Source organism: Peribacillus sp. FSL P2-0133, assembly GCF_037975445.1.
Lineage (GTDB): Bacteria > Bacillota > Bacilli > Bacillales > DSM-1321 > Peribacillus > Peribacillus simplex_E.
Genome location: NZ_CP150254.1, coordinates 399624 through 423169, shown reverse-complemented (window position 1 = coordinate 423169; position 23546 = coordinate 399624). Strand labels below are relative to the sequence as shown.

Below are 23546 nucleotides of genomic sequence, written 5' to 3'. Positions count from 1 at the left end.
AATTGCCTTCTATCTATTATCTAGTTTTCAAGGAACAAAGCAGAAAGAATCCATCACATCGTGATGCTTCTCTTTCCTATTTGAATGAATTACTCATTCAAAACTGAACAAAACAAAAGCGCTCTCGTAATTATCCTTAGAAAGGAGGTGATCCAGCCGCACCTTCCGATACGGCTACCTTGTTACGACTTCACCCCAATCATCTGTCCCACCTTAGGCGGCTGGCTCCATGAAGGTTACCTCACCGACTTCGGGTGTTACAAACTCTCGTGGTGTGACGGGCGGTGTGTACAAGGCCCGGGAACGTATTCACCGCGGCATGCTGATCCGCGATTACTAGCGATTCCGGCTTCATGCAGGCGAGTTGCAGCCTGCAATCCGAACTGAGAATGGCTTTATGGGATTCGCTTACCTTCGCAGGTTTGCAGCCCTTTGTACCATCCATTGTAGCACGTGTGTAGCCCAGGTCATAAGGGGCATGATGATTTGACGTCATCCCCACCTTCCTCCGGTTTGTCACCGGCAGTCACCTTAGAGTGCCCAACTGAATGCTGGCAACTAAGATCAAGGGTTGCGCTCGTTGCGGGACTTAACCCAACATCTCACGACACGAGCTGACGACAACCATGCACCACCTGTCACTCTGTCCCCCGAAGGGGAAAGCCCTATCTCTAGGGTTGTCAGAGGATGTCAAGACCTGGTAAGGTTCTTCGCGTTGCTTCGAATTAAACCACATGCTCCACCGCTTGTGCGGGCCCCCGTCAATTCCTTTGAGTTTCAGCCTTGCGGCCGTACTCCCCAGGCGGAGTGCTTAATGCGTTAGCTGCAGCACTAAAGGGCGGAAACCCTCTAACACTTAGCACTCATCGTTTACGGCGTGGACTACCAGGGTATCTAATCCTGTTTGCTCCCCACGCTTTCGCGCCTCAGTGTCAGTTACAGACCAGAAAGTCGCCTTCGCCACTGGTGTTCCTCCAAATCTCTACGCATTTCACCGCTACACTTGGAATTCCACTTTCCTCTTCTGCACTCAAGTTCCCCAGTTTCCAATGACCCTCCACGGTTGAGCCGTGGGCTTTCACATCAGACTTAAGGAACCACCTGCGCGCGCTTTACGCCCAATAATTCCGGACAACGCTTGCCACCTACGTATTACCGCGGCTGCTGGCACGTAGTTAGCCGTGGCTTTCTGGTTAGGTACCGTCAAGGTACCAGCAGTTACTCTGGTACTTGTTCTTCCCTAACAACAGAACTTTACGACCCGAAGGCCTTCTTCGTTCACGCGGCGTTGCTCCGTCAGACTTTCGTCCATTGCGGAAGATTCCCTACTGCTGCCTCCCGTAGGAGTCTGGGCCGTGTCTCAGTCCCAGTGTGGCCGATCACCCTCTCAGGTCGGCTACGCATCGTCGCCTTGGTGAGCCATTACCTCACCAACTAGCTAATGCGCCGCGGGCCCATCTATAAGTGACAGCGTAAACCGTCTTTCCATCTTCTCTCATGCGAGAAAAGAACGTATCCGGTATTAGCTCCGGTTTCCCGAAGTTATCCCAGTCTTATAGGCAGGTTGCCCACGTGTTACTCACCCGTCCGCCGCTAATCTCAGGGAGCAAGCTCCCATCGATTCGCTCGACTTGCATGTATTAGGCACGCCGCCAGCGTTCGTCCTGAGCCAGGATCAAACTCTCCGAAGAAATGTTTGACTTGCTCATTTGCTTTTTCAATAGTGTGTGCTCACTTAAAATTTAACGTTGGCGCTTTGTTTTGTTCAGTTTTCAAAGAGCAATATTTCCCATCGCTTCTTTAGCGACTTAATTATTGTAACACCTCCCAAACATAAAGTCAACAACAAGTTATCATTTACTTGCTTGTCTTTTTTTGTCTCAAGCGGTGTATTTAATATATTAGCACCTGCATATAGATAAGTCAATTTAATCTTTTAAAATTCCCCTCATTTTTTTCATGAACACCACCTTCTTCTATATATACACTACTTTCTTTCTATAGAAGCCGGACCCTGCTAATGAATTATCAAAAACAGGAGGGCAGCTGATTATAGCCACCCTCCTGTTTTTAATGATTATTTATTGATGGAAATTACGTCCGCTTCTTCCCTATCTACATTTCCGGCCTTTTCAATCTTCACACTTTCACCTTCGGAAAGGTTAGTAAAGACGATTGGCGTAATGATAGAGCTGGCATTGTTTTTGACATACTCTATATCAACTTTAAGCAATGGCTGTCCGCTTGTCACTTTATCTCCTTGAGCGACAAGTGCTTCGAAACCTTTGCCTTCTAACTTAACTGTATCGATCCCGACATGTATCAAGATTTCACGTCCAGCTTCGGAAACGATACCTATTGCATGTTTAGTCGGGAATAGGTTAACGATCGTACCGTCTACAGGAGAAACAACCAATCCTTCCTCCGGTACAATGGCAAATCCATCACCCATCATTTTTTCAGCAAAAACTGCATCAGGCACTTCCGTGATCGGTTTTAATTCCCCTTTAATAGGAGAAACAAAACGCTCGGAAACTTCATCCGTCCGTAAAGGTTTCGGGACGACATCCTCAATTTGTTTTTCCACACCTACTTCAGGAGACGCTTCTACTTTACGAGGCCTTTTTCCATCGATGATATCTTTCATTTGTCCCTTGATAGTTTCTGAACGCGGTCCGAAGATTGCCTGGATGTTATTACCCACTTCCAGAACTCCAGCGGCACCAAGTTTCTTCAACCTATTTTTATCAACATTACCGATGTCATTGACTGATACACGAAGACGGGTAATGCATGCATCCAAGTGAGAAATATTTTCTTTTCCGCCCATAGCATCCAAGATATCTCCAGGAAGACTTCCAGCTGTACTTGCAGTTCCTTCCGCTTCCTCATCTTCTTCCACTTCACGGCCAGGAGTTTTAAGGTTAAATTTCCTTATCGCAAATCGGAATCCAAAGTAATAGATAACCGCAAAGACCAAACCAACCGGAATAACGATCCATGCATTGGTTTGCGGATTAATTAAACCGAACAGTACGTAATCGATCAAACCACCAGAAAACGTCATCCCGATTTTTACGTCCAGTAAATGCATGGTCATGAATGATAGACCCGCAAACAGACAGTGGATCCCGAAAAGTACCGGTGCAACAAATAAGAATGCAAATTCAAGTGGCTCAGTAATCCCCGTCAAGAAAGATGTAAGTGCCGCAGAAGCCATCAAGCCCCCGACTATTTTCTTTCTTTCCGGTCTTGCTTCATGATAAATGGCCAAAGCCGCAGCTGGTAACCCGAACATCATGAATGGATACTTACCAGTCATGAAGGTACCTGCCGTTAAATTCTGTACACCATCTTTAATTTGTGCCATGAAGATGGCTTGGTCTCCTCTGACTGGCGTTCCCCCGCCTTGAGGGATATAGCTGCCAAACTCGAACCAGAATGGCGAATAGAAGATATGATGCAATCCGAAAGGAATCAACGCACGTTCTACAACCCCAAACACGAAAGCTCCCAGAGTCAGGTTAGCACCCAACATATTTTCGGAAAATGAATTTAACCCCGATTGAATCGTCGGCCAAACTAAAATCATCAACAACCCAAGAATAACTGCGCTTGCGGCTGTTACAATCGGTACAAATCGTTTACCTGCAAAGAATCCTAAATAAGAAGGCAGTTCAATTTCATAAAATTTATTATACATAACAGCAGCCATGACACCGACAATAATACCGCCGAACACGCCCGTCCCCAACGTCGGGATTCCCAGAACATTACTATACACCGCACCATTGCTCTCAATGTCGGCAGTGTCAATCCCAAGAACAGTTCCCATCGTTACATTCATAATCAAGAACCCGATAATCGCAGCCAGGCCGGCAACACCTTCTCCGCCAGCTAACCCAATTGCGACCCCCACAGCAAACAACAAGGGAAGATTCCCAAAAATAATATTTCCGGCATTCTCCATTACCGATGCAACCATTTCCACTCCGCCACTCGCAAGAAACGGGGCGATATCCAACAAAGTTTCGTTTTGCAGTGCATTACCAAACGCAAGCAAAATTCCGGCCGCTGGTAAAATGGCTACAGGAAGCATCAAAGCTTTTCCGATTTTTTGCAAAACACCAAACAACTTCTTAAACATAGGTTTTCCTCCTCTTTACTGTTTTTCCACGCTAATAAAACGGTTACATTTAACGATGGTATTCATCTTCCCACGCATCAGAATTCAAATACAAAAAAGGCATAAGCAAAGATAGGATTGAAATGAAAATTCAGGTATATAATACCCTCTTTCATAACAATCATTCTCCTCACTTATGCCTGATCGAATCAGTAACACGTAAGTTAATGTATGTTTATTTAATTTTCTTTTGTAATCGCTGGATATGCATCGTTAGATAGACAGCTTCCGCATCACAAACCGGTCTGCCTAATTTCTGCTGCATAATTTTTATTAGCTTCCAAGAGATATTGTAACACAGAGGATATTCTTCTTTCAATAGCATTGCTATTTTTTCGGGTTCCTCTACTTGTTCCCCTGCCAACACCCTGTCTATCATGAATCTTAAATGACGGACCAAACGTGAATAGTCTATGCTATCCTTATTAATTTTTACGTTGAGCTGTTCTTCAACGACCTGGATAAGATGATAGATTAACTGCGAATGCTGATTGACTTCCGATAAGTCTTTATTTGATATTGCACTATGAATATGAAGCGTAATAAAACCAATTTCCCCTTGGGGCAGGCCTATGCCTGTCTTATCTTGAATTAATTCGATTACATCAACAGCAATATCATGTTCAAAAGGATAAAGGGTTATCGTTTCTTTCAAGAATGGGTTTTTGATAGTCATTCCTTGTGAAACACGCTGAAGGGCGAACAATAAATGATCAGTTAAACCGACATGTATATGTTCATTGAGTTTCCCAGTTACTCGGTCGTTAATGAGATGAATGGATTCTATAATGGCAGCTTGAAGATTTTGATCGATCTGCGGCAAAAGTTTTTTGTAACTTTCCTGTTCCTTAACATTTTTCAGGACAAACGTTTTCTCCGCAAGTTCCGGACTTAACTCTTCGCCCTTCTTTCGGTTGAAGCCTAAGCCCTTTCCAATAGAAACGACTTCTCCATACGACGGATGCGTGGCAATCACCACGTTATTGTTCAAAACCTTTTCAACGATAAAGCCATTCATTTTTCTCCCTCTTTTTTCTCAAAGTCCCTATGCCCCGTACAGGATAAAGTACTTAATACTTAGTCTTTTTACTATACACGATATGAGCTTTCTCTTACAACATGAAAGAAGAGCCCCGAAATCGGGACTCTCCTTACTTACTTGCATAATTACTTCAAGAAAATGAAATATAGCAGGAAGACGACTCCAAGACCCCACATGATTGGGTGAACCTCTTTAGCTCTTCCTTTCATCGACATGGTGATAGGATAGAAGATGAATCCGCAAGCTATACCTGTCGCAATTGAATATGTCATAGGCATCATGATGACCGTAAAGAAGGCCGGAACCGCAATTTCGAACTTCTGCCAGTCAATATTTTTAAGTGATGATGCCATTAACACTCCGACTATAACCAATGCCGGCGCAGTCACCGCAGATGTCACAACTGAAAGAAGCGGGAAGAAGAAAAGGGATAGGACAAACAGCAACCCTGTCACTACAGCCGCAAAACCGCTTCGAGCACCAGCAGCAACACCTGATGTAGACTCTACATATGATGTCGTGGTGGATGTACCAAGAATTGCACCTGAAACGATGGATAATGAATCAGCAAGTAACCCTTTTCCCACTCTAGGAAGTACATTATCCTTCATCAGTCCAGCTTGTTGCGCAACAGCCACTAACGTACCGGCTGTATCAAAGAAAGCTACGAACAAGAAGGTCAATATTACGATTAACATTTGACCAGTGAAAAGATCACCGGGATTTCCGAAGGCATCGAACGCAACCCCGAATGTTGGCGCTATGCTAGGAACGGCACCGATTATTTTCTCCGGCACCGGAACTTGTCCAAAGATCATTCCTGCAATGGCCGTAATGACCATTCCTATGAACACGCCGCTTTTGACGCCTCTCGTCATCAAAATGACGGTTACGACAATTCCGAACACAGCCAATAAAGTATTTCCTGATGTCAAATCGCCCAGTCCGACAAGTACACTGTCATCATTCGTGATGATTCCAGCATTCTGAAACCCTACAAAGGTAATGAACAAACCGATACCGGCTCCAACTGCGTATTTCAATTCGACCGGAATTGCATTAATGATTTTCTCACGTATTCCCGATAATGAAAGCAAAACGAATATTATACCTGATATCAATACCCCTGATAAAGCCGTCTGCCAAGGAATCCCAAAACCAAGTACAACGGTAAAAGCGAAGAAAGCATTCAATCCCATGCCCGGGGCAAGAGAGATTGGATACCTGGCTATAAGTCCCATCAATATCGAGCCAATTGCGGCTGCTAAGGCGGTAGCTGCAAAAACCGCTCCGTAGTCCATTCTCAATTCATCCGGATAGTCCTCGATGCTTTGTAAAGTCAGCATCACAGGGTTAACAACCAGGATATATGCCATTGAAAGGAACGTAGTTAGACCGCCAAGTATTTCACGGCGATAATTAGTTCCCAGCTCGTTAAACCGAAAATAATTTTTCATTATGAGTCTCCCCTATCATAAAATCATAAGCCAACAGAAAATGCCCCATTCACTTTCGAACGGGGCTTGACTGCGGTCATGTAAAGAAGTGGCGGTTTATCCATACTCGCCAATCCATACACATCGTAGTCAAGCCGTTCACGGCAGCTTGGTAGAAACTTTTGGGCCATATCCCCAATATTATACGACAATTATGTTTTTTTATTATTATAGGTATAGTGTACCAATCACTAAAATAATCGTCAATATACCAAACGAATATTTTTTATGTAATTTTAGGCAATGTTCGCTTTTCGCTATATATTCCTTACTTATTATGGCTATATATTCGCCAACATACGTGAAATGTAAGTAATCTACATATTCAAAAATTATTTTAACCAAAAAAAATCAGTGAAGTTAATTCCTTCACTGATTAAATGATTTTAATCTTTTATTCCCACTCGATCGTTGCAGGTGGCTTAGACGTAATGTCATACACGACGCGGTTTACATGGTTTACTTCATTAACGATTCTCGTTGAGATGATTTCAAGTACATCCCAAGGGATTCTTGCCCAATCGGACGTCATTCCGTCAATGGATGTAACCGCACGGATCCCGATTGTATAATCATACGTACGCGCGTCGCCCATTACCCCTACGCTTCGAATGTTAGGAAGCACCGTAAAGTACTGCCAGATTTCACGTTCTAAACCATTCTTTTTAATTTCTTCACGTAAGATATGGTCAGATTCACGAACGATTTCAAGTTTTTCATCTGAAATTTCACCTAATACACGAATACCTAAACCTGGACCCGGGAATGGTTGACGCCAAACGATTTCATCCGGAATGCCCATTTCACTACCAAGTGCACGCACTTCATCCTTGAATAGAGTGTTCAAAGGCTCAATCAATTTAAATTGCATATCTTCCGGCAGACCGCCAACGTTGTGATGCGATTTAATTGTTTGTGCAGTAGCTGTACCACTCTCGATAATGTCTGTGTAAAGTGTACCCTGTGCAAGGAAATCAATTCCTTCGAGCTTCGTTGCTTCGTCATCGAATACGTAGATGAACTCGTTACCGATGATTTTCCGTTTTTGTTCTGGATCTGAAACGCCAGCAAGTTTCGATAGGAAACGTTCTTTTGCATCGACCTTGATTACGTTCATATTGAAGCCTTCCCTGAATGTTTCCATTACACCTTCGGCTTCCCCTTTACGAAGTAATCCATGATCAACGAAAATACATGTCAGCTGATCGCCAATCGCTTTATGGATCAATACAGCAACCACGGATGAATCCACACCGCCACTCAATGCGCATAACACTTTTTTATCCCCGACCGTTTGGCGGATTTTCTCCATCTCAATTTCAATGAAGTTCTCCATTGACCAGTCACCTTTACAGCCACAAACGCCGAATACGAAATTTTTCAAAATGTCATTACCGTATACGGAATGACGGACTTCAGGATGGAATTGCACGGCATATAATTTGCGTGACTCGTCACTCATAGCCGAAATTGGGCAAGATGGGTTCGTCCCATCAATTTGGAAACCTTCAGGCGTTTCCACCACTAGATCACCATGGCTCATCCAGACGATCTGTTCTTTCGGCAGGTCGCTGAATAACTTAGACTCATTTTGAATGGAAAGTGTCGCTTTTCCGTATTCACGGTTTTTCGCTGGCTCCACCTTACCGCCAAAATGTTTAGTCATAAGCTGCATGCCATAACAAATACCGAAAATCGGAAGGCCCATTTCGAATATGCGTTCATCGCAACCAAATGCATTTGCATCATAAACACTGTTCGGACCCCCTGAGAAAATTATTCCCGTTGGGTTCATTTTCTCGATTTCTTCTACAGTAATTGTATGAGGATGAAGCTCACTGTACACACCAAATTCGCGGATACGACGAGTGATCAATTGATTATATTGGCTTCCGAAATCAAGTACTACGATCATTTCCTGGTTTTTTTGCAATTCTGTTTTCCCCGGCACAAACGTCACCTCTATCAATGTAATTCACTCATAAAATCGAGTGATAATTTCTTATAAAAAATATTATCATAAAAAAAGAAAAACTAAAAATCCACCCTCAAAAATACAGAAAAAGTATAGACGAAGGCAGATTTTCAGCTTTCCTGTTAAAATCCGCCTTCATAGTCAAATCATTTACGGTGATTCGGTAGAAACTTTCGATCCATATTATCGAGGATATATGAAGGATATATTAGTTTAAGTTAGTTTTTGTTATTGTATCAATATAATAAAAACCTGGTCAAGAGCTAGTTTTTCTCATTAAACTTTCCCAACCCTTTTGTAAGTGTTTCCATTCGCCATCTTCCACGTCTCCACGATATATCATTAACTCGTATTTAGCCGTCAATTCACTCATCTCATCCGTATCGTATACTGCATCCACATAGGCGGCGTACTCCCTTAAAGTTTGCCCCTTCGGACGAACCAAACCAGCTCGTTTTAATTGTTTCAATAATATTAAATAGGCTGTCGAGAAATGAGCACCGGTTTTCTTTCTATAACGAAGAATCTGCAGATGAGGAATCCACTTCCTTCTGAAGAAATAACCAATAGAAGCAAGTATCAATACACCTGACAGTGTGATGGCAGTCCATTTTAAGAACCATTCCATGTTCCCAATACCAGTTTTCACGGATGATTGAGTTTCCCTAGCGGGTGTATCATGAAGTTCCCTGGTCTCTTTCTTTGTTTGCTCTTCATTAGTTGGGGTTTCTTCAGGGTTCATCACTTCCTGTTTCAATTCCGAATCGTAAAATTCAACTTCCCCATCGAAACCCTTTGTCGGCTCGAAGGGAACCCAGCCTATCCCTGCAAAATAAACCTCGACCCAGGAATGAGCATTATTATTGGTCACCTTATAAACGGATTCGCCATCAAGGATTGATTTTTCCCCTTCCGTATAACCCTTTACCCACCTTGCAGGTATATTGGCGGCTCTTAGTAAAACGACCATTGCACTTGAAAAATTATCGCAATACCCTATCTGTGTCTCGAATAAAAATTGATCGACATAATCTTGATTGCTCTCCGGATACGGAATATCGTCCTTAGAATAAATGAATTCAGGTCCATCAAAATAATCCTCAATGGCTTTTGCTTTATCGTACCAATTCGTTTCATTCCTTGTAAGACGGGATGCCAATTCATATATCCGGTTTGGCAACCCCTCTGGAAGCTGAGTGTTTTTTTCCATTATTAAATCCATCGATTCGTCGGGATCCGTTACCTCCCTTAACTCAGCTATATCAAAACTCGGCATATCATAGAAAAGCTCATACTCTTTCAGGGACAGTCGTTCGCCATTATCCTGTTCGGAAATAACTTTGTCCATACCCTGATAATATTTGAAATCCATCCCGTTTTTGGCCTCAATCTTTTTTAAATACCCTGACTGCGGATGAAGGATATGGGAATATGATTCCGTCATGGACACTTTTGCCGTCATTTCTTCTGTCCTCACCACTTCAGGTACGTCGTAAATATCTAAAGAAGCCATATCCTGTCCGTTGGAAAAAGTGTGAAAGTCCGTTTCCAGTATCGAAACCCACCCTTTACCGGTATAAGTATCCTTGTTCTCGACTTTCCAGTAATGTCCTGCAGGAGCATTATTATAAAAAACGATGGAACTATCCGGCTCTATCGAACCGCCAAGTTCCGAATCGTCTTCATCATATCCGACACTTTTACGCTTCGAACCACCTTCTTCTTTCCCCGCTTTATCAGAATAGGAAGTAATATAAGGCACTGGGTCCGGCCACTGCGGAGAGAGCTTCGGGGCAGCGAAACCAACAAGGACACTTACCAATATCATGCCGGTCAGCATCAAGATCCACTTATTGATGGAAGCCATCGGAAACTTAATCCTCTCCTGTATCGTTAGCCTCAGCAGGGACAGCAAGCCTAGCATCAAGAAGCCGATGATGATGATTCTAATCATTGCCACATCCCCCACATAAGGAGTGAATGTGTCAAGTACAGATATAAAAATCACCGTTAACATAAAAAAGAAAAAGATGCTTTGCCTCACCATCACCCAGTAATGGATCAAATATGTTACAAGCCAAAGAAGGACAAAAAATAGCAACGTTCGAAATGGATTTGTGATCAACTCCCAATTTCCATCATATATAAAACCAAGATTGCCCTTAAAATCCGCTAGAAATCCTTTCAGCCATGACAATTGAAATAAAGCGTCTTTTGAATGGAGGAACTGTAATGAAATCATTATATAAGCACTAATGAGAATAAATCGGATTGACCAATGTATGCGGAAATAATGCAGTAGCAGGGAATAGAGCAAAAATAAGATAAAAATGATGATATTACCTGTATCGGTGAGTTTATCGACAGGCCTTAACCATTCAGTAATCAACACCAGACCAAATACATACATCAGGACATGCATGAACCTTTCCAACTTTTCGGTAGTGACATTCATTTTGCCATCACCTCTGATCTATCAATCTTTAGTTGGCCATGTTCAAAAAAGCTAACCTTTATCCCCCTCGAAACAGCTGTAGAACTTGACAACCTTTCCTCATCAGTAAGATCCGCCTGTTTCTTAACACATAACATTAATCCCTGATTAGGCCGGAAAGCACTCAATATGTCCACCTTTTCTAATGTTAAGTCTGAAACGATGAATATCACACAAGCGTTTGCCGGAAGAATTCCCTTCCTGACGTTTTCGTTCAATGCGTTTACAACACTCGGCTCCTCTTTAACAAGTCTGTAAAAAATCTTTCGTTTCTGGTTATTGCCTGCTGCTGCCGGTATGATCATCCTCGATCCCATACTCACATACCCAATTTCCATGCCTTTCTTTAACATGGCGTGGGCAACGGAAGCCGCCATTACAATGGATTCTTCGAATAAATCCGACGGCTTATCATCAAGCATGATGAATACATCCCGGTTTTTCTGCACTTCGAATTCCTTCGTCATGATTTCACTCGTTCTGGCCGTCGCCTTCCAATTAATCCATGATAACTGATCGCCTGGCTGATATTCCCTTACTCCGGATACCACTGATTGTTCACGTTGTGTTTTCTTTGTTGAAACAACTGCCCCCTGATTGAACACTCGATCAAGATCACTGTAGGCAAGCTCATGATAACGAGGAAAAACAGTTATTTTCAGAGGTGAACTATATATCGCTTCCTTTTCGACTAACCCGAAAAAGTCCCCAATCCAAAAGCGGATCGATTGAAACGAATGCTCTCCACGCTCCATGTCTTCCAAGGTATATGACATGCTGAAAGTACGCCTGAATCCCGGAAAGATAATTATTTTCCTTTGGAATCCCCTATCTTCCAGCCGCTGAGGCAATTCCTCCTCTACCACCATAAATAATAGGGGCAGCCGGTTTTTACGGGTAAACGTCAATGCTATTTCAACAGATTCGCCGGCCTGGCATTCCCTTTTATTGACCTTTCTCTCAACGGTCAAATCATGCAGCGGATAAAACAGCAGAATCGAAGCGTACACAGAAAACGGCAAAAACGAATAAAAAATGAACCAACTGACAAAACCGCCTTGAAACATTGCATAGCAAAAGGAAACGGTCATGAGTAATACAAGTCCGACCACACTCATATTTCCCCTTAAAATGTTGATGAATTTGCGCATTAGGTCATAGCCCGCTTCACAGGCACCTGTGTTGTCGCCACAACTTCATGTATCACCATTCCAGCATCGAAGCCATCATAATTCGCTTCAGGTTTCAAAATAAGCCGGTGGGAAAATACGAATGGAACTAAATATTGAACATCGTCCGGCAGAACATAGTCCCTGCCCTGGATCAGCGCGTAAGCTTGGGATGCTTTCATCAATGCTATCGATCCACGCGGGCTTACACCTAAATAGACCCCTTCATGCGCACGTGTTCGATTCGCCAATTCAACAATATATCGTTTTATTGTGTCGTCCACTATCACAGCTTTTACCTCAGCCTGTAATTCTATCAATTCATCCAATGTGATGACGGATTCCAGCTCTTCAAGCGGTACCGTGTATTGAGCTCTATTAAGAACCTCTATCTCTTCTTCCACACCTGGATAGCCCATTTTCATTTTTAATAGGAATCTATCCAATTGAGCCTCCGGAAGCGGATATGTTCCCTCGTACTCGATCGGATTTTGTGTCGCCATTACGAAGAACGGCTTCTCCAATCCCCTTGTGACACCATCAATCGTCACACTTGCCTCTTCCATGGCTTCAAGCAATGCAGACTGAGTTTTCGGCGAGGTCCGGTTAATTTCATCGGCTAAAATAATATGTCCCATTATCGGACCCGGCCTAAAAATGAATTCTTGTTCCTTAGGATTGAAGATCGAAACACCAGTAACATCAGAAGGAAGTAAATCAGGTGTGAATTGAATTCGCTTAAAGCTTGCACCTATAGATTTTGCCAGTGCCCTTACCATGACTGTCTTCCCCACGCCCGGAACATCCTCCAATAAGACATGTCCACCGGAAAGGAGTGCCACGATACTTAGTTCTGCTATATCTCGTTTTCCGATAATCACCTTTTCGATATTCCCCAGAACCATTTCCAGTTTTTGATTGACCTGCTTATAAATCATTCTCTACCTCCCGGGATTCACAGATTCACATTATCACTATTATTTCATACCTTTTCTATATCAAGGATTTTACATTAAGATCCAATTAAACCTTACATTGTAAGTTTACTAGATATTCGGTAAACCATAAACGAATTTGTCTAAAAAATATTAATGCGGTCTATTGAAAAAGGTATGGTAAACTGTTGCTAAGTGAATATGAACCTTGCAGAAAAAGGTGCTGCATTGTCAGCTTAATAGAGAATTCGGTTTAAAACCGAAGCTGTTTCCGCAACTGTAAGTGCTAATGAAATAAGATGCATACCACTATTTGAGGATGTAATCGCACGCCGATTACCGTCCATTTATCCCAAATGGGAAGGTTCTTAGAGTAAAATGATGCACAAGCCAGGAGACCTGCCTTTTTTAATCGTATTATGCTCTTCGGAAGATAGGAGATTGTACGGCTCTCCCATCTTTTTTCTACTACAGATACATAGATGCCCGAAGCCGACCAAAACTCTTGGTCGGCTATTTGTCTTGCAGGGAAAAGCAATACGGAGGTCATTCACCCAATACGTAAAAGGAGGAAGATTTATGGCAAAGAAGGACTTTCGTTTTTTATGCTACCCATACATGCGTGAGTCCGTATCGACCGTCGATTTTGAAATCCGCACAGACTCATTGACGACACAAATCGGCTTGGCCGCCTCGCTAACTGAGGACGTCCCCGATGTATACCGTGACTTAATGGAATTGTTGCCCATGGCTTACCATTTAAATGGTTCAGTCCGAGGGAAATTAGCCATTACCGTCGATGATCTCGACCGTTTAAGTGCAATCTACGACCGGTATGTCGCTGAAGTGAAGGATCAAATCGAAACATTCGTCCTTCCACAAGGATCAACCGCAGCATGTACTTTGCATACTTGCCGCAGTGAAGCCAAAAAGTCCGTGCGAGCTTTACACAAGGTAAGTCTGGAAAAGGAAATTCCAGGAATACTTTTTGATTACGCTCACTTGCTTGCAAATGTATTATTCGTGATGGCGGTCTATGTCAATAAGCAACAGGGGATCGAGGAGATTCCTTTTATAAGTAAATCATACCCAACCAAACCCATGAAAAAGAAAACGGAGGAATAAATAATGAAGAGAACCCTACGATTCAGTTGGATTTCCATGCTGATGCTTACGCTTTTCCTTACCGGATGCGGAGTGAACGATGATCAATCCTCAAAGGATAATAAAGAGACTAAAAAGGGCGAAGAAATCAAGGATTATACCGTTACGGATGATACTGGTAAGAAAATAAAATTCGAGAAAATCCCGGAAAAGGTCGTTTCACTACAGCCAAGCAATACGGAAATTTTATTTGCCCTTGAACAGGGTGATAAAGTCGTTGGCGTGACAGACTTCGATAATTATCCAAAGGAAGCGAAGGATATCGAACATGTTTCAGACTCTGTTAATATAAATGCAGAAAAAATCATTGCCTTGAAACCTGATGCCATTATTGCTTATACCATTGGTGATGAAACGGCACTGAAACCACTCGAAGATGCCGGCATCCCTGTATTCATCATTAAATCTGCGGCAAATTTCGATGATGTATATGGTGATATCGGGCAGATTGCTAAAGTGATGGGTGTTGCCGAAAAAGGGGATGAATTAGTGAAAGATATCAAATCCCAAATTACAAGTGTCGAAGAAAAAGTGAAAACTTTAGATGAAAAGGAACAAACATACTTTGAAATTAGCCCTGCTCCGGAAATCTATACAACAGGATCGGAGACCTTCCAAAATGAAATCCTGGACACTGCCGGCATAAAAAACATCTTTGATGACCAAAAAGGCTGGGTTAAAGTATCCGATGAAGAAATCGTCAAAAGGAACCCTAAATCCATCATCACCACCGCCACGTATTCAGATGATGCCGTTGGTGAAATTAAATCTCGTAAGGGCTGGGAAGATATCGATGCGGTGAAGAACGATGACGTCCATTTGCTTGATGAAAATATCATGTCACGTCCTGGACCAAGGATCGGGGAAGCTGTTGAACTCGCAGCAAAAACTGTTTATCCTGACTTGTTCAAATAACACGATAGGAGGATGCGCCAAAATTAATCGGCGCATCCTTTTCCTTTTTCCGCACCTTTCATCAGGTCAATGAAGCCACGCCCTTCCGATCTGTACATTTTAAGGAAACTTCCTTTCCGTCTTGTTTATGCTAAAATGAATGCAATCCACTCATAAGATATAAGAGGTACTGATCATGTATAAAAAATTCTTCATTTTGATCTTCGCAGCCGCCCTTCTTCTAGGGATTATTAAAACCGTTATGGATATGTAGCAAAACAGCCCGATTCCTGATCTTTTAGGAATCGGGCTGTTTTCATTTTCGTTTAACATCACCATTCAGCTTCCCCATTTTCGGGATAAGGATAAAAAACAAACAAACGACCAAAAGTGCCAAAACGATGCCGAGCAATATCGTCAGGTCAAAATTAAGGGAAGGCTCTGTTTCTTCTTCGCTTCTCGTTCGAATGGACACTTCCGAGAATAACCCAAGCTGTTCTGATTTTGAAGCAATGGTATTATTCTGATTCTCCGTTACAGGAGACAGAAACAGTGAGTCCTTCACCGAGTCAACGGAATCATATTTCCCTCTTTCAAAAGTGAGGTCCTTTTGTTCTTCAGGCAGTTTCCGCTTCTGTTCCAACAATCCTTCTTCATGGAAATACTCCGTTTGAATATCAATATCCTTTTCTTGATATTCATTGGGCTCCACCATTGGTTCCTCTTCCGCCCCGCCATTAGGTGCATGGCTAAAAAACAGGATGAGCAAGACAGGCATTACGTATTTATTCCACTTCATGGGCCATTGCTCTTCTTTCTGTAAGACGCTTCACTATATATGGAATGATCGTTGCAATAAGCGTCAGCACAATCAAGATGATACTAGCCGGAATGAATGCCGACTGATTACCGAATTGAATGGACATGTATACGTCCGCAACCGGGTGGTCTACATTGAAATTTGGCATGATTAAATCCAATAATGGAATGGTAAAGAAACTGATCAAACCAATCACCAGGATAGCACCGACAAACGGCCCAATCGAGAAGGCAAGTCGGGTAAACGCTGAACAGAAGAATAAAAGCAGGACGGTGAAAACGGTCCATTTAATCTCCTGCATATCTCCCAGCGGATAGATCTTCAAACCATACATGCTGATGATTAAACCTACGATCAGGTTCAATAAGGTAAACAAGGCCGCATGGACCATCATTGGGATGGTTTCATAATGATGCAGGAAGAAACCGATCAATAACCCAGAAATGAGTATGATCACCAACATGACGATCGGCGGGATATTAACCTTTTCCTGATGAAGGACTTCCCCGCTGATTTGTACGGGATTCGCTAAATATTCGTACACATACCCGTTCTGCTGATCATCGACTAGAGTGTTGTTCAAGACACTATATACGTCCGTCTTGATTCTTTCGGTTGAGTCTACATTTTGGGACCAATTGTCATTAAGCTGATCGGCCCTTTCCTGTACTGACCCCACTTTCGCTTGCAGGTCCGCTGTATCCTTCGTGACCGTGTCCTGTCGTTCCGCTACTGAATTGACAAGTTCGGAAATGAAGCCGACAGTTGTTGCCGTATTGTCTTGAAGTGATACAAACATTTCTCCATCAAGATTAACTGGAGGTTCGGCTTCCACTTCAGGAACTTCCATATGATCTGACAAATTGGAAGACACTTCTTGAGCATTCCCGGTAATTGCCGCTAATTCAGCTAAAGTGGCTTTCTGCCCCGTTTCAACGTTAGCATCATATTCTTTCATATAACCCTTAATGGAATCTGAGAACATGCCGAAGTTCTCATTGACTCCTGCTAAGCTGGCTTTAACAAGTTTCGCTTCTTCATCTACGTTTCCGGAAACCCCATTTTTCAAGTTTTCCAATTCTTTTATATTGGCTGCAAATACCTTATCTACATTTGCTTCCGTGACTCTTTCAGCCAATTCACCATAAGATGAGAGAGAACCGTAATAGGCAAGGAGGGTAGTTGAATCCCGGTTGGAGATAGGATTCTCAAAGGCCCTCACCAGCACCGCTCGCCTTTCTCCCCCCACTTTTTCAAGAAGTGACCGTTCGAGAGTCTTGATTTCTGCGATGGCCTCATCGATTGTCATACTCTGGATGTCCTGTAATTTTTGAATATCTTCCTGTGACTTTTTCCATTGGTCACCTAAATCCTTATAATTCGTGCCGAGTTCATTATAATCAGCTTGTAATTGCGTAAACTGCGCCAGCAGATCATTATATGAATCTACCAGTGTATTAAACTCAGTTATCACTTGGTTATAATTTCCTGTCCTGCCGTTTACCGTTCCGCTGAGATTATTGATTTCCGTTTGGAGTTCTGCTGTAAGGATGTTGATTTGTTCAGCAGCACCTTCACTTCCTTCTGCCGGCACCAAACTTTGAAGTGCCGTGTTGATCCCATTGATTTGATCCAGCAGTACCTGTAGCGACAGTTCATCAATCGGGTCCTTCTTTTCAGGTGCAGCAACCGATTCACCTTTGCCCGTTTCCGTTTCAATATCTTCTATAGGCGACGTTCCTTCACCAATACCCCCCCCATCACCAGAGCTGCTTGCAAGATTTCCTCTTTGCACAAGCAAAGTAGACTGAAGGTTATCAAGACCCGCCTCTTCAGATTGTTTCAATTGTTCAATCGAGCTTTGTTGATCTTGGGTGATTTTCGTAATTTGTTCTACTTGTTTGTCTTTCATGCTTGTTGAAAATTGTTCCAATTCATTACTGCTGGAATCGAGTTTCTGCTGCATGATTCCAACATTCTCACTAATGCCTTGATCATTAAGGCTGTATTTCGTATTCATCCCTTGCTGAATCTCCGGTAACGACTGGTTCCCCTCATTCAGCACCTTGTCATAAGATTGAACACTCTCGTTGACAAGTTGCTGATTCTGAGCCGAAGCCTTCTCAAAAAGAATACTTTGAGATTTTTGATATTCCTCAAAAGAAACTACATCTTCTACAAAGGAAGCCATTTGAGTCTTGGTGTTCCCTATTTCATCCATTGTTTCATTACTCGTTTTGCCAGCATCCTTCGTTTGGGCAAAGACTCCTTCAAGCATTTCCTTATGCTGCTTGATTTCGCCGGCGAGGCTTTCCGAGCTTGGAGTATAAAACTCATACATCGTGTTTTGAAAAGCGATTTCTTTAGCAAGGACATTATCGAACTTCTTACGGATGTCCTCGACCGATTGGGAAACATAGCTCCAATACTGTGTTGAAATATGCTTATTCATTTTACTCTTTGTCTTCTCTAATTCCTTTTGTACCTTTTCCATATTCTCTGCATTCAAACTAGGTTGCACCTTGTACTTTATCCCCGCCTTGACAGGCTGTTCATCATCGAACGTATAAATATTCTCTGAAAAATCGGATGGGAAATATATAACTGCATCATACTTTTCATTTGCAAGTCCACTTTCCGCCGTACTTCTATTAACCACAAACCACTCATATTCAGAATCCTTGTCCAATGTAGTAACAAGCTCTGAGCCCACGAAAATAGGATTATTATTAAATTCAGTGCCATTATCTTCATTTACAATGGCGATTTCACGAGAAGCCGTTTCTGTCTTTTTCATTGGATTTTGGCCAATATAAGAAAAAAACAAGATTGGCAGCGCTAATATCACCAGTATTTTACCGATTAATATCATCGGTTTTATTTTTTCAGACACTCTCTTGCACTCTCCTTCTTTCTTCACTTAGTGGTATTTGGATTTTACTCTCCTGGCCATTCAGCACAAAGTATCCGTAACCCGGCTGTATTTCTTCTTCTTTTCTGGAATAGGAGAGGGTATACAAGCTTTGGTCCGATTTTTTAAGAAGCAAAACAGCCTGTCTGACTTGTTTCAGTTCGGTTGTCAAAGAATCATACCCCTTCGTGAAGTCGTTGGCATTTCCAGCGACAATCAGACTAAAGCCGAGATGGCTGTACTGTTTCATCAAACCGCTGATCCTATCCTGAATCCTGCCGTCTATCGTCTGCTGGATCCTTGAAATGCTATCTATGACAAACATGATCGACGGGAATTCCAGTTGCTTCATCGGTTTCATTTCCAATGCCGCTAGATAACTTCGTTCACGTTCTTCAAATATTTCAGTGATATGATCGAGCCATTCGATTATCTGATCTTTTGTTTCCACATAGCTCACCTTCTCCTCTAAAGCATAAGAAGATAGGCCACGGTCAACTCCGTCAAATAAACCAATTTCCCCAATTGCCTGTGTAAGCAACGATTCCAAGAGCACTTTAATGACATTCGTTTTCCCTTTACGTGACTGTCCTACGACAAGCAGGAATGGATTGGAATTCAACTCCACGAAAACAGGTGCAACACTTTCCTCTGAAAGCCCGATTGGAATGGAATCCTTCTTAATGGCTTGTGAGCAATAACGCTTGAAGCTGCTGGAATCAAGATGTGCCGGTAACATCGGAATCGCCGGCGGTTTGGCTGTTTGCTTATATTTAACCTTATGTTCTGCCACAGCTTGTTTCATTTCTTCTAAAACGGCTATATCATCCGCACCATCGGCTGGTAGATAAACCTGCGTGAGATAGGTTTGTTCCTTTTTCACCAACGCCCTACCCGGAACAGGTTCATTTTCATAAGGGGTTCTCCCCAAAACCGAATATTGTTCCGAACTGTCCATTAAGTAATGGACGACCTTCGTCTTAAGACTATTCATTAACGGCTGGCGAATCGCATTGATTCTCGTTGCCGTTAAAATCATGAATATACCAAGTGACTGTCCATCACGTGCAAACTGAACGAATTGCGCTTCCTGGTCTTGCATCTCATCCTTCACTAAGTCAAAATTATCGACCACGATATAAATAATCGGCAATTTATCTTCCACTAATGCATTATAAAGCTTTATGTTACTAAGCTCCTTTTCTGAAAAAAGCTGCTTACGCCTTTCCATTTCCGCCTTCATGAATAACATGAATTTTTCTATTTTCCTTAGCTCATCGAACCTAAAGTATTCCCCTGTATGAGGCAGCTGCCGCATTGGCAATAGAGCGCTATTCCCGAAATCGAAAATATAATAATGCAGCTCTTTTGGACTGAATTGATCTGCAAAACTAAAGAGAAGTGTCAAAACGGTGGTTGACTTGCCGTATCCGGAAGAACCAAAAACCCCAACATTCCCGTCTTCAATCCAGTTATATACATAATTTGTCTGGCTCTGCAATTCGGGCTCATCCTTCATTCCCAAGTGGAATTGATTGCTCGTCAAGCTTCTTTCAGTGTTTCTCGATAAACGATCTGAAAGAGGCGGCAGCCACGGGCTTGCCAACTTCTTAATCTCCAATTTTTCCTGTGTCGCCACAATTAGATCTGCCACGGCTTCAATTTCACTAATCTTTTCTTTCCTCTTATTAGTGATCTGTTCCGATACATTTGAAATTTGAACCAGACCGAGGTCTGTGACAAGTGCCACTTCATCCTCAGATCCAACCGTATCCTCTAAATATGGTGCACCGCTCCACGCAGACTGGAACAATTCATAAACCTCGTTATTTCCTACCTGCAAATATCCCCGTCCGGTGACAGTAATATTTGCCGCATCGCTATTTTTAAGAATTTCCTTACTATCATTGGCATCCTGCACTTTCAAGGAAATTTTAAAACGGGCATTACTCCAAATCTGGTTATCAATTACACCGCCTGGCTTTTGTGTAGCAAGAATTAAATGAACTCCCAAGCTCCGTCCAATACGCGCCGTACTCACTAATTCACGGATGAAATCTGGTTCTTCGTTTTTAAGTTCCGCAAACTCATCTGATATCAAAAATAAATGCGGTAACGGTTCATCCGCTTTGCCTTCTTTGTATAAGTCCGTGTAATCATTGATATGATTGACTTCATATCGATCGAACAAGCGCTGGCGTTTCTTCAATTCACTATTGATGGAGGCTAGTGCCCTGGCACTGAAGTTCTTGCTTCCCTCAATATTCGTAATGACTCCGAGCAGATGCGGAATCTGCCTGAATGGCTGTGCCATTCCCCCACCTTTATAATCAATGAGCAAAAAGGCAACTTCATGTGGATGATAATGAACGGCTAATGATAGGATGTAGGTTTGCAGTAATTCACTTTTCCCCGATCCTGTCGTTCCAGCAACCAATCCATGGGGGCCATGCGCCTTTTCATGCAAGTTCAATTCAACCCTATCCGTTTTCCCTTTCAATCCAATGGGAACTGCCAAGGATTTGGAAGACTGATTGGTCCGCCAGTTCTGGCTAATAGGCAGATCTTCCACTTCACGAGCTTTTAATAATTCCAGAAATGATACCGTTTCCGGTATGGAATTGTTCATGCCTTTTTGATGATCTAGTGAACGCAGCGTACGTGCATAACGCTCATTCCCTTCTTTTGAATGGGCATCAAGCTTAAAAGGAGTATGTACGGCCTTCGTTTGCTGGATGAGAATTTCACCTTCAAGATCATTTATATACTTCACAAGCGTATGGACATTTTCAGTCAAACTTTCTTTTGCATCCGCGGCAAAAATCGTCGAGATACCTAAATCGTCTGTTTTACCTTCTAAATATTCCAATATGACATGCTCCGCAATTAAATTACGATCCGTGACAATAAAGACAAAGTGGGGAGTAAACCTCACTTTCCCTTTGTTCTCATCCAAATCTCTTTCCCTCAATAGCTGATAAATCGAGGTCAGTAGCTGGTCACGTGATTGCTCATTATATATAAAGCCTTTTGCATAGGCATGCGGCAATTGAAAATGAGGGAGCCATTTCATCCATTCCCATTCTTGGTAATCCTTTTCCGGAAAAATGGCCACAAATCGAACATCATGATAACTATGAAAAAAGGCCAGTTGCCCAATCAGTTGTTGCAGCTCCCGTTTAACAATCGATTCCTTTCCGACCAGGCCCATCGATCCGCTTGATAAATCGATGGATAACGGAAGATCATCCAGGTTTTTGTATACATCCACAAGTTCTTGCGACTGCTCAAGTAAATCATCTATATCCCGATTGGACATATCGCTACTATTTACCGATACCTCATAACTTGAGGGTATGGTCGCCGTTCCGATCTTAAAGTTCAGGGCATCTTCACTTTCCAAAGTCCGCTCCCATATACGGTCGCTGATACTATCAGTTAGAAGCTTCATCCTTTCAAAGGAAGGGTAATGATAGAACAGCACATCCTTTTGTTTTTCAGACAGCTCTTGCAACTCTTCCCTCTTCTGCTCTAAATACCTGGTATATACACGTTGACGTTTTTCTTCTCTGAATTTTTGCTTCTTTTTGTCTTTAAAGTATTGTACCGTCGAAGTAACTAAAGTCGTTGTGAACATCACAATCGATATGATGATGAAAATGCCCCGAGGCTGAATCATCGTGATGACCCCCATGACGATTAACATCATTAAAGGCGGCATAAGGATTAGCCATAACCCTCTATTATTATCTTCCGATTCCTGGCTCGGAAAAGATATCGTCACTTTCTCATCCGGCAATTCGTAGATCATCCTTGGTGTCCTGCGATATTGGGGATAGTTTTTTTTCATTTCAGAGATCGGCTTCTTCATTTTAGATAAAGAAGTTTCATAACTCTCGGCACAGTGGATCATCAATAAGTCGCCTTCAACCAACCTCAGCGCCATATTCGGCCAGCAAATCAGATCACCATTTTGAATGGGAACAGCCTTCGCCACCCTTTCACCATTCAGGAATATCGTGCTATTTTCCTTAGGCATGAGAAGCCATTGCCCTTTATGAAGCAAAAAGGAAAATCCATTGCCGGAAACTGGTCCTTCTTTACGGATAGTCGCTCCCGCCTTGGCCGATAAAGTGATTTCTTTCAAATTGCCTATATAATAGAGGCTTTCTTCCAATTCCCCTGCTGTATAAAAAATCTCGACCGTTTCTTCTCCTTCATGAAAGGTGAAGCTTTGGAATGGCTTTACATCGCCAAGCTTCTTGTCCTCTCTAAACACCTCATATCCATCAAGTCCTTCATGTTTTTTCAGCTTGATGGGACCATGTTCAAAGGGAATGGAATAAACCGTGATCGTATCCTGTTTTGATGGCCCAATCGTAATTGGACCGTTATGATCATCCTTGATCGTATAGGATTGGTAGGTTTCCTTAGAATAAATCCATAATAAACTCATTAAA

Annotated in this window: 12 protein-coding genes, 1 rRNA gene and 3 riboswitches; of the genes, 2 read left to right on the top strand and 11 right to left on the bottom strand. The window is 42.5% G+C overall.

Translation table 11 applies throughout. From position 1 onward, the window contains the following. Positions 1-140: 140 nt before the first annotated feature. The 8 genes from MKY17_RS02100 to MKY17_RS02065 form a co-directional block, all read right to left on the bottom strand. Positions 141-1691: ribosomal RNA gene (locus MKY17_RS02100) — 16S ribosomal RNA — on the bottom strand. A gap of 386 nt (positions 1692-2077) precedes the next feature. After that, positions 2078-4147 (bottom strand): glucose-specific PTS transporter subunit IIBC, encoded by a 2070-nt coding sequence (ptsG, locus tag MKY17_RS02095; RefSeq protein WP_098373542.1) that lies wholly within the window; start codon positions 4145-4147, stop codon positions 2078-2080. Between the two features lie 214 nt (positions 4148-4361). After that, positions 4362-5204 (bottom strand): transcription antiterminator, encoded by an 843-nt coding sequence (locus MKY17_RS02090; RefSeq protein WP_098373541.1) that lies wholly within the window; start codon positions 5202-5204, stop codon positions 4362-4364. Between the two features lie 149 nt (positions 5205-5353). Continuing rightward, positions 5354-6685, bottom strand: a complete 1332-nt coding sequence (locus tag MKY17_RS02085; RefSeq protein WP_063235528.1) for an NCS2 family permease — start codon at positions 6683-6685, stop codon at positions 5354-5356. Positions 6686-6791: 106 nt separating this feature from the next. Then, positions 6792-6893, bottom strand: a riboswitch (purine riboswitch). Between the two features lie 225 nt (positions 6894-7118). Further along, positions 7119-8675, bottom strand: coding sequence for a glutamine-hydrolyzing GMP synthase (gene guaA / locus MKY17_RS02080; protein WP_098373540.1), 1557 nt, complete (start codon positions 8673-8675; stop codon positions 7119-7121). A gap of 142 nt (positions 8676-8817) precedes the next feature. Then, a riboswitch (purine riboswitch) is annotated at positions 8818-8919 on the bottom strand. 36 nt (positions 8920-8955) lie between these two features. Next, a complete protein-coding gene (locus MKY17_RS02075) occupies positions 8956-11154 on the bottom strand; it encodes a DUF4129 domain-containing transglutaminase family protein (RefSeq protein WP_098373539.1) in 2199 nt (732 codons plus the stop codon). Then, a complete protein-coding gene (locus MKY17_RS02070; RefSeq protein ID WP_185150940.1) occupies positions 11151-12305 on the bottom strand; it encodes a DUF58 domain-containing protein in 1155 nt (384 codons plus the stop codon). The genes MKY17_RS02075 and MKY17_RS02070 overlap by 4 nt, the downstream gene beginning before the upstream one ends. Before the next feature lie 38 nt (positions 12306-12343). Continuing rightward, on the bottom strand, positions 12344-13300 hold the full coding sequence (locus MKY17_RS02065) for a MoxR family ATPase (RefSeq protein ID WP_098373537.1): 957 nt from the start codon (positions 13298-13300) through the stop codon (positions 12344-12346). Between the two features lie 198 nt (positions 13301-13498). Further along, positions 13499-13719: riboswitch (cobalamin riboswitch) on the top strand. A 157-nt stretch (positions 13720-13876) separates the two neighbouring features. Between MKY17_RS02065 and MKY17_RS02060 the strand changes: the two genes are divergently transcribed. Together MKY17_RS02060 and MKY17_RS02055 are read left to right on the top strand one after the other, a co-directional pair. Continuing rightward, positions 13877-14422 carry a hypothetical protein gene (locus MKY17_RS02060; protein ID WP_098373536.1) on the top strand — a complete coding sequence of 182 codons (546 nt, stop codon included), beginning with the start codon at positions 13877-13879 and terminating at the stop codon, positions 14420-14422. Positions 14423-14425: 3 nt separating this feature from the next. After that, positions 14426-15376, top strand: coding sequence for an ABC transporter substrate-binding protein (locus MKY17_RS02055; RefSeq protein ID WP_098373535.1), 951 nt, complete (start codon positions 14426-14428; stop codon positions 15374-15376). Positions 15377-15671: 295 nt separating this feature from the next. Here MKY17_RS02055 and essA read toward each other — a convergent pair whose 3' ends face one another. Genes essA through essC form a run of 3 tightly spaced genes read right to left on the bottom strand, consistent with a single transcriptional unit; the run spans position 15672 to position 23542 of the window. Beyond that, positions 15672-16154, bottom strand: coding sequence for a type VII secretion protein EssA (gene essA / locus MKY17_RS02050; RefSeq protein ID WP_098373534.1), 483 nt, complete (start codon positions 16152-16154; stop codon positions 15672-15674). Then, on the bottom strand, positions 16141-19068 hold the full coding sequence (esaA, locus tag MKY17_RS02045; RefSeq protein ID WP_098373533.1) for a type VII secretion protein EsaA: 2928 nt from the start codon (positions 19066-19068) through the stop codon (positions 16141-16143). The genes essA and esaA overlap by 14 nt, the downstream gene beginning before the upstream one ends. Continuing rightward, entirely contained in the window at positions 19061-23542 is a 4482-nt protein-coding gene (essC, locus tag MKY17_RS02040; RefSeq protein ID WP_339201276.1) for a type VII secretion protein EssC, read from the bottom strand. Before essC ends, esaA begins: the two co-directional genes overlap by 8 nt. Positions 23543-23546: the final 4 nt, after the last annotated feature.